This window comes from Nonomuraea sp. MTCD27, from assembly GCF_041950495.1.
Classification (GTDB): Bacteria; Actinomycetota; Actinomycetes; order Streptosporangiales; family Streptosporangiaceae; genus Nonomuraea.
The window spans coordinates 324,000-331,324 of record NZ_JBGNUW010000018.1; the positions used below are offsets into that span (position 1 = coordinate 324,000).

General features: G+C 70.3%; 5 protein-coding genes. 4 read left to right on the forward strand and 1 reads right to left on the reverse strand.

Annotation, left to right across the window (positions count from 1 at the left end; translation table 11 throughout):
- Positions 1–227 precede the first annotated feature (227 nt).
- Positions 228–1,436, forward strand: a complete 1,209-nt coding sequence (hutI, locus tag ACBJ59_RS43440) for an imidazolonepropionase (protein ID WP_364133489.1) — start codon at positions 228–230, stop codon at positions 1,434–1,436.
- Positions 1,437–1,487: 51 nt separating this feature from the next.
- Here hutI and ACBJ59_RS43445 read toward each other — a convergent pair whose 3' ends face one another.
- Positions 1,488–1,667, reverse strand: coding sequence for a hypothetical protein (locus ACBJ59_RS43445; RefSeq protein WP_375115936.1), 180 nt, complete (start codon positions 1,665–1,667; stop codon positions 1,488–1,490).
- Positions 1,668–1,800: 133 nt separating this feature from the next.
- On the opposite strand from ACBJ59_RS43445, the gene ACBJ59_RS43450 reads away from it, so the two are divergent.
- From ACBJ59_RS43450 to ACBJ59_RS43460, 3 genes are all read left to right on the forward strand, one after another.
- On the forward strand, positions 1,801–2,577 hold the full coding sequence (locus ACBJ59_RS43450; protein WP_375115937.1) for a DegV family protein: 777 nt from the start codon (positions 1,801–1,803) through the stop codon (positions 2,575–2,577).
- An 831-nt stretch (positions 2,578–3,408) separates the two neighbouring features.
- Positions 3,409–3,822 carry a helix-hairpin-helix domain-containing protein gene (locus tag ACBJ59_RS43455; protein ID WP_375115938.1) on the forward strand — a complete coding sequence of 138 codons (414 nt, stop codon included), beginning with the start codon at positions 3,409–3,411 and terminating at the stop codon, positions 3,820–3,822.
- A 442-nt stretch (positions 3,823–4,264) separates the two neighbouring features.
- Positions 4,265–7,168, forward strand: a complete 2,904-nt coding sequence (locus ACBJ59_RS43460) for a ComEC/Rec2 family competence protein (RefSeq protein WP_375115939.1) — start codon at positions 4,265–4,267, stop codon at positions 7,166–7,168.
- Positions 7,169–7,325 lie beyond the last annotated feature (157 nt).

Here is a 7,325-nt window from a genome sequence, read left to right on the forward strand (position 1 = left end):
AGTGGTCTTTCTTCCGAATAACCCTGTACAGCAGCCCAACATGTGAAATAACGTAACTGAACTGAAATCGCCGGATCATGCGTCCGGCGATACGGTCACCGCACTGATGCGGATGAGAGCAGGAGACCCCCCATGTCGTCCGGACCCGGAGCGGACTCAGTGGGCGCGGCCCAGGCCGTGCGCTGGGCTCTGCGCATGCCCTGGGGGTCGTGCTGGGTGGTGATGCGGTGACCGTTCGGCTCCTTACCAACATCGGCCGCCTCTGGACCGGCAACGAGGTCCTCAGCAACGCCGCCATCCTGGTGCACAACGACCGCATCGCGTGGGTCGGGCGCGCGCCCGACCTGCCGCAGAGCGTTCCCGGAGTCGTCGACGACATCGTCGACGTCGACCACGTCGAAAACCTGGGCGGCGCTCTCGTCACGCCCGGGCTCATCGACGCCCACACGCACCCCGTCTACGCCGGCAACCGCTACGCCGAGCTGGCCATCCGCACCGGCGGCTCCACCTCCGCCTCCATCACCGCGGCGGGCGGCGGCGTGGGCTCCACCGTCACCGTGACCCGCGGCACCGACCCGTGGACGCTCTGCAACGGCGTGCGCGAGCGGCTGCGCGGCTGGCTGCTCAGCGGCACCACCACCGTCGAGGCCAAGACCGGCTACCACCTCACCCGCGACGGCGAGCTCGCCGACGTGCGGCTCCTTCGCGAGCTGGAGAAGGAGCCGATGATGCCGCGGGTGCACGTCACGTTCCTGGCCGCGCACGTGGTGCCGCCCGAATACTTCGGCAGGCAGCGCGAATACGTCGAGGCCGTGGGCGCCTGGTGCGCCGACGCGGCCGCGGCGGGCGCCGACAGCGTCGACGTCTACTGCGACGAGGGCCACTTCACCACCGAGGAGTCCCGCTGGGTCCTCGCCTCCGGCCGCAACGTCGGCCTGCTGCCGCGCATCCACGCCGGCACCTACAGCCGCCGCGGCGCCGTCCAGCTGGCCGCCGAGCTCGGCTGCGCGTCGGCTGACGGCCTCCACCACATGTCCGACGAGGACATCGCGATCATGTCGCGCTACGGCGTGCCCGCCGTCGTCTGCCCGGCCACCGCCCTCCAGCGCGGCCACCTCCCGCCGGTCCGCCAGATGATCAAGCACGGCGTCCAGATCGCCCTCGGCAGCGACCACAACCCCGGCTACTGCGGCATCACCTCGATGTCCCTGGTGATCGCCATGGCGGTGTCGGCGTTCGGGATGAGCGTCAACGACGCGCTCCGCGCGGCCACCCTCGGCGGCGCCACGGTCCTGGGCGCGCCGGACCGCGGGGTCCTGGCTCCGGGGCGGCTGGCGGACATCGTGCAGTGGGACGCCGACCACGAGGGCGCCTTCGCCTGGTCGTTCGGACTCAAGCCGCGTCGGGTATGGCGGGGTGGGACGCCCGTTCAGTAGTTAATCTCGGGTTATGTCGCCGTTGGTCGCTGTTGTCACGGATTCAACCGCTTACCTGGGGTCTGTGGATGGTGTGGCCGTGGTTCCCGTACAGGTGATCGCACGACCACCCGCTGATGCCGGCACCTCCCGGCCCACCACCACGTCACCCGGCACCACGTCACCCGCCGCCACGTCACCCGCCGCCACGTCACCTGGCACCACGTCACCCAGCACCACCGCTTCCACCATCACCACTTCCTCGGCCTCCGCCCCTTCTCTTCCCGCCGCGCCCGCGCCTCCGGCAACCGCTGGGCGCGCCCCCTCGATCCGGTCCGCAACCCCTCCGGGCCCGGCGAACCTCGGCCCGACACGGCCATCCAACGTGACGACCCCCTCGCAGACGGTCCATGCGGCCACATCGGGGCGGCCCACGGGCGGCGGTGTGTCGTTCGACGAGGGCTCCTTCACCGGAGACTTCGCCTCGGCCACCACCTCGCGCCCATCGCCGACCCGCTTCGCCGCGTGCTATTCGGACCTGGCCGCCGCCGGAGCCACGGCGATCGTCTCGATCCACGTATCAGGTGAACTGTCGGGCACGATCGAATCCGCCCGGGCCGCCGCCCGCGACGCCCCCGTACCGGTGGAAGTGATCGACAGCCGCTCGATCGCGATGGGCCTGGGCTATCCGGTCCTGGCCGCCGCCCGTACCGCCGCGAGCGGGGCCTCCCTGGAGGCGGTGACGGCGGCCGCCCGCCGCTGCATGGAGGCCACGCGCACGTTCTTCTACGTGGACACCCTCGACTACCTCCGCCGCAGCGGCCGCATCGGCGCCGCCGCCTCCCTCGTCGGCTCGGCCCTCATGATCAAGCCCCTGCTCCACGTCGTGGACGGCCGCATCTCCCTCCTGGAAAAGGTCCGTACCGCCGCCCGCGCCATCGCCCGCCTGGAGGACCTCGCGGTGCGGGCAGCGGGGGACGGCCCTGTCGAGGTGGCGGTGCAGCATCTTGGCGCGAGGGAACGGGCCGAGGCGCTGGCGGAGCGGCTGCCGAAGCGGATCTCCGGGCTGGTGGACCTGCGGGTGGTGGAGGTGGGGGCGGTGATCGGCGTACACGTGGGGCCGGGCATGCTCGGCCTGACCGTCACGTCATGCGACCATTAGCCACCCTGCCGGTTCGCGTGACCATGCACCCTCTGCCATAAGTCCCATGACCGCCCTGTCGGCCACGTATCGAACGGGACACCCCACCACCCCCTACCGGCCGGCAAGCCGCGACCATCGCCATCCCAGACGCGTCGCCCCCTCCCACAACCCCCCTGTCCCTTGCCCTGAGCACCCGCTCCCACCGCCATCCACAGCCATGTCCCCCACTCCTGCCGCTGTCCCCAGAACGCCGCTCGGGTCCGCTCCGGCTGGCTCCCAGGCCATACCGTCGCCTGCGTGCGAACCCCCGATCCGTCGGCAGAGCGGGCCATAGCCGAATCCCGGCTACGGTCGATCACGGCCCCTGCCCGCCGCCCCCGCCGTCTCCTGGGCCGCCCGCCGTGGGCCACGGGTAGCGGACCTGGAGCCCGGAGGGAAACGCACCACTCAGCCCCCACGGAGAACTGGCAGGAGGAAGCTTCCGCCTCGACACCCCCAACCTCCCTGCGAAACGGGACGAAGTGGATCGACCCCTCCACCGCCACGCACGCCACCACCAACAACGACAACATCTCCCAGGACCCCCCGCCCACACCCCAGCCCCCGCCCAGGCCCGCCCCCATCCCGCTACCAGCCTCGGTCAAAAGACTCCACAAGATCCTCAGCTCGCAGAGCCCCGCCCTCGATCCAGGCAGGCCAGGCATACGCGTCCTACTCGCCGTAGGCGGTCTCGCCACGGCCGTAGCAGCCTTCTTCGTCTGGCGATCGCAACCCTCCCCCCAACCGCTCCCACCGCCCACCCCGATCGCCTCGATCACGCCCTTGACCCCGTCGCCCACCACCGCCAAGGTGACCGTCCACGTAGCCGGCAAGATTCGCGAACCAGGCGTCTACCTCCTCCCCTCAGGGTCTCGGGTGGCGGACGCCGTGACCGCCGCCGGAGGGGTGTCCCGAGGAGCCTCCACGGGACAACTCAACCTGGCCAGACGCCTGATCGACGGCGAGCAGATAGTCGTGGGCGCCACCCAGGGCCAGGCGGTGGCCGGTTCTCCCGCAGCTGACCCGGCCACCGCCATCCTCGACCTCAACACCGCCACCGCCGACCAACTGGAGCAGCTTCCGGGCGTGGGAGAGGTCCTGGCAGCACGCATCATCGAATTCCGCACCAGCCGCGGCGGCTTCACCACCGTCGACCAACTCCGCGAAGTCAGCGGTATCGGCCCAAGAAAGTTCGAAGAGATCAAACCAAAGGTCCGGGTCTGACATGCCCGGCCCGCCCACCGGACCCACCGGCCCAGCACGTACCGACAACGCCCACGGGCTCTCCGGCGATCAACCCCACGAAGGGCACCACCCGCACGACCACACCCCCACATCCAACCCCAGCCCGGGCCCGCACCTCGGCGCTGTCCCCGCCCCTTGTCCCGACGCTGCCCCCGCCCCCCGCCTTGACGCTGCCCCCGCCCCATGCCCTGACGCCGTCCCCGCCCCATGCCCTGACGTTGGCTGCGCACCCTGTCATGACCCCGCCTCCGACTCGGGCCATGCCGCTGGATTCCGCCTCGACCCCAGTGCTGGCCCCTCCTCGGATCCGGACTCGGATCCCGCCTCGAGCGCGCGCGACCACGCTTGGCCCCTCACCCTCCCCGCTCTAGCAGCCTGGGCCAGCGCTCTCACCCTCCTCGCATGCCCAGCCAGCACCGGCATGATCGTCGCCGCTTCCGCCGTCCTCGCCGCCGCCGCGACCGCCTGGTTCACTCGCGCAGCGGTCGATCACACAGAGCGTCATAACGCCGACCCCACCAAACGGCAGCACGCCGACCCCACCAAACGGCAGGACGCCGACCCCACCAAACGGCAGGACGCCGACCGCACCAATCGCCAGCACGCCGACCGCACCGAATGCCGTGACGCCTACCGCACCGAATGTCGGGCCGCTGCTCCCACCAGCTTGGGCGCCGAACGGACCGGCTGGCGCGGGGCCAGGCAGAGGTCATGGCGGAACATCGCCATAGCCACACTCATCTGCGCAGCCGCGGCCGCAGCCTCGGTCGCCCTCCGAATCCACGCCATCACCACGGGCCCAGCAGCAGAACTCGCAGCCCAGAACGCATTCATCACCGCCCAGATCGCGCTGACCGACGACCCCAAGCGCAGACCCAAGGGAAACGGACGCTTCAACCAAGAAAGCTACGTGATCCCCGCAGACCTAAAGATCATTCAGACGTCCACGACCAGAGAAGCCATCAACGTCCCCATCACTGTCTTCGCCACCGGCCGAGCCTGGAACACCCTCCTGCCGACCCAACACGTCGAGGTCACCGGCCGCCTGGCGAAACCGACCCCTGGCACCCTGGTAGCCGCCACGCTGCTCGTCCGAGAGCCACCACGAGTCCTGACATCCCCATCCAGCCTCCAGACCGCAGCGGGCACCCTCAGATCGGGCCTGCGATCCGCCGCCGACGTGCTGCCACCCGACCAGCGCGGCCTCCTCCCCGGCCTGGTAGTCGGTGACGTGTCCCGCATGGACCCCCAGGTGACCTCCGACCTCAGAGAAGCCGGCCTGAGCCACCTGAACGCCGTAAGCGGCGCCAATCTGGCGATCGTCGCGGGTGCGACCCTCGCACTCTCCCGCCTGATCGGCCTCTCCCTCCCCGTGAGAGCCGTGTTCGCCGCCGTCGCGATGCTCGCGTTCACCGTGGTCGCGCGCCCTTCCCCGAGCGTCCTGCGAGCTCTTCTGATGGGCCTGGCAGCAGCCATCGCCATGGGCACAGGCCGCTCGAAGGACGGCTTCGCGGCCCTGTCGGCGACGGTCCTCTTCCTGGTGCTGTTCGCCCCCGAACTTGCCCGTTCCTACGGTTTCGCCCTCTCGGTCGCCGCGACAGCAGGCATCCTCCTCCTCGCACCGCGCTGGCGAGACAAGCTGTCAGGCTCGAAAGACGAGGCCGCCCCATCGGAAGCACCTGACACCGAACCTCACCAACACCGGGACGGCGGCCCTGAACCGCTCGATGCCTCGGCTTTGGGCCGTGCTCAGTCTTCGGATGGTGCCTCGACCCCCGGATTCGGCCCTGTACCAGTCCGTAGCCCGGTTCCGGTCGGTGCCACCGCCCCAGCGGATAGCGCAGCCTCAGCCCGTGGTACGGCCTCAGCCCGTGGTACGGCCCCAGTGCGTGGCGCAGTCCTAGCCCGTGATGAGGCCCTAGCCCGTGATGAGGCCCTAGCCCGTGGTGAGGCCCCGGCCCGTGGTGAGGCCCCGGCCCGTGGTGAGGCCTCCGCCCGAGGTGAGGCCTCAGCCGGTGGTGTGGCCCCGGCCCGTGGTGCCTCGGCCCAGAGTCCGGCCTCGGCTGGGAACTCGGCCTCGGACAAGCCGACGTACCGGCTACCCCGCTGGGTGGCCGAGGCAGTGGCTGTGCCGGCGGCAGCGCAGGTCGCCGTGACCCCCGTGCTGGTCCTGATGTCGGGACAGCTGACGCCCGTCGCGGTGATCGCCAACCTGCTGGTCGCACCGGCAGTCGCGCCCGCGACGCTGCTCGGCTTCGGCGCCGCTCTGGTGGCACCCCTGTGGCCTGATGGTGCGCGGCTGCTCGTGATCCCGGCCGGTTACGCGGTCGGTTGGATCGTCACGGTGGCCCGGTGGGCGGTGAACCTTCCGTTCGCCACCGTGCCTTGGCCTGCTGGACTGCCTGGGCTGGGCCTGCTCCTGCTCGCGGTGGCCGTGGCGATCCCGATCCTGCGACGCCGGGCCTGGCGCGCCATCGCAGCGACAGTGGCCGGTGCCGCCCTGATTGCGGTGCTGGTGGTCCGGCCCATCGCCGGTCCATGGCCTCCCAAGGGCTGGCTCATGGTGATGTGCGACGTGGGGCAGGGAGACGGCCTGGTGATCTCGGCCGGACCGGGGCGAGGCGTCGTGGTCGACACGGGACCGGACCCGGTCGCCATGGATCGGTGCCTGCGAAGACTCGGTGTGGAGGACATACCGTTGCTCGTTCTCACCCATCCCCATGCAGACCACGTGGATGGCCTGCCGGGTGTTCTCCGTAACAGGCGCGTTGGCGCGGTGGTCGTCAGCCCGCTGCGTGCCGGTGACAGGGCCGGTTCACGTGTCTCAGCCACGCTGGCGCATCGCCGGATACCCGAATGGACGGCCTCACCGGGGACGCGCTGGAGGTTCGGGCCGTCGGAACTGACCGTATTGGCCCCGGATCCCGCTCATGGCGAGATGAACGGATATGGCGAGGGCAGCGCGATCAACAACTCGAGCGTGGTCATGCACGTACGCTGGCGATCCGGATCGATCCTGCTCGGCGGCGATCTGGAAACGGAGGCGCAGGAGGAACTGCTGCGCGGGCTCGCCGTACGGGCTGACATCCTCAAGACTCCGCACCACGGGTCGAACCGGCAGTCTCCGGCCTTCCTGGCGTCGCTTGGTGCGCGAGCCGCGTTGATCAGTGTGGGAGCCGACAACGACTACGGTCATCCCGCCATGTCCACACTCGGGCTTCTGCGGCGGCTCGGGCTCACCGTCTACCGCACCGATCAGTCGGGAGACCTGGCGGTGGTGGAGGCGGGGGACGGGCGGATGGCGGTGGTCCCGCGCGGGCCGTAGCAGCAGCACCGGCCGCCGGGAGGTGAGGCACTAGGGCGTGTATTTGGTTGTGATCAATCTGCGGGATCCGCCCTCGTTTCGGGGTCCGATCTGGTAGATCGTTTTGCGTGACGCGAGTGCAATTGACGGACGCGGAGTGGGAGTTCATCGAGCCCTA

Coding starts and splice junctions, on each gene's coding strand:
- ACBJ59_RS43445 (WP_375115936.1), bottom strand. CDS start 1,667: ATGGTGGAAGCGGTGGTGCTGGGTGACGTGGTGCCAGGTGACGTGGCG.
- ACBJ59_RS43460 (WP_375115939.1), top strand. CDS start 4,265: ATGATCGTCGCCGCTTCCGCCGTCCTCGCCGCCGCCGCGACCGCCTGG.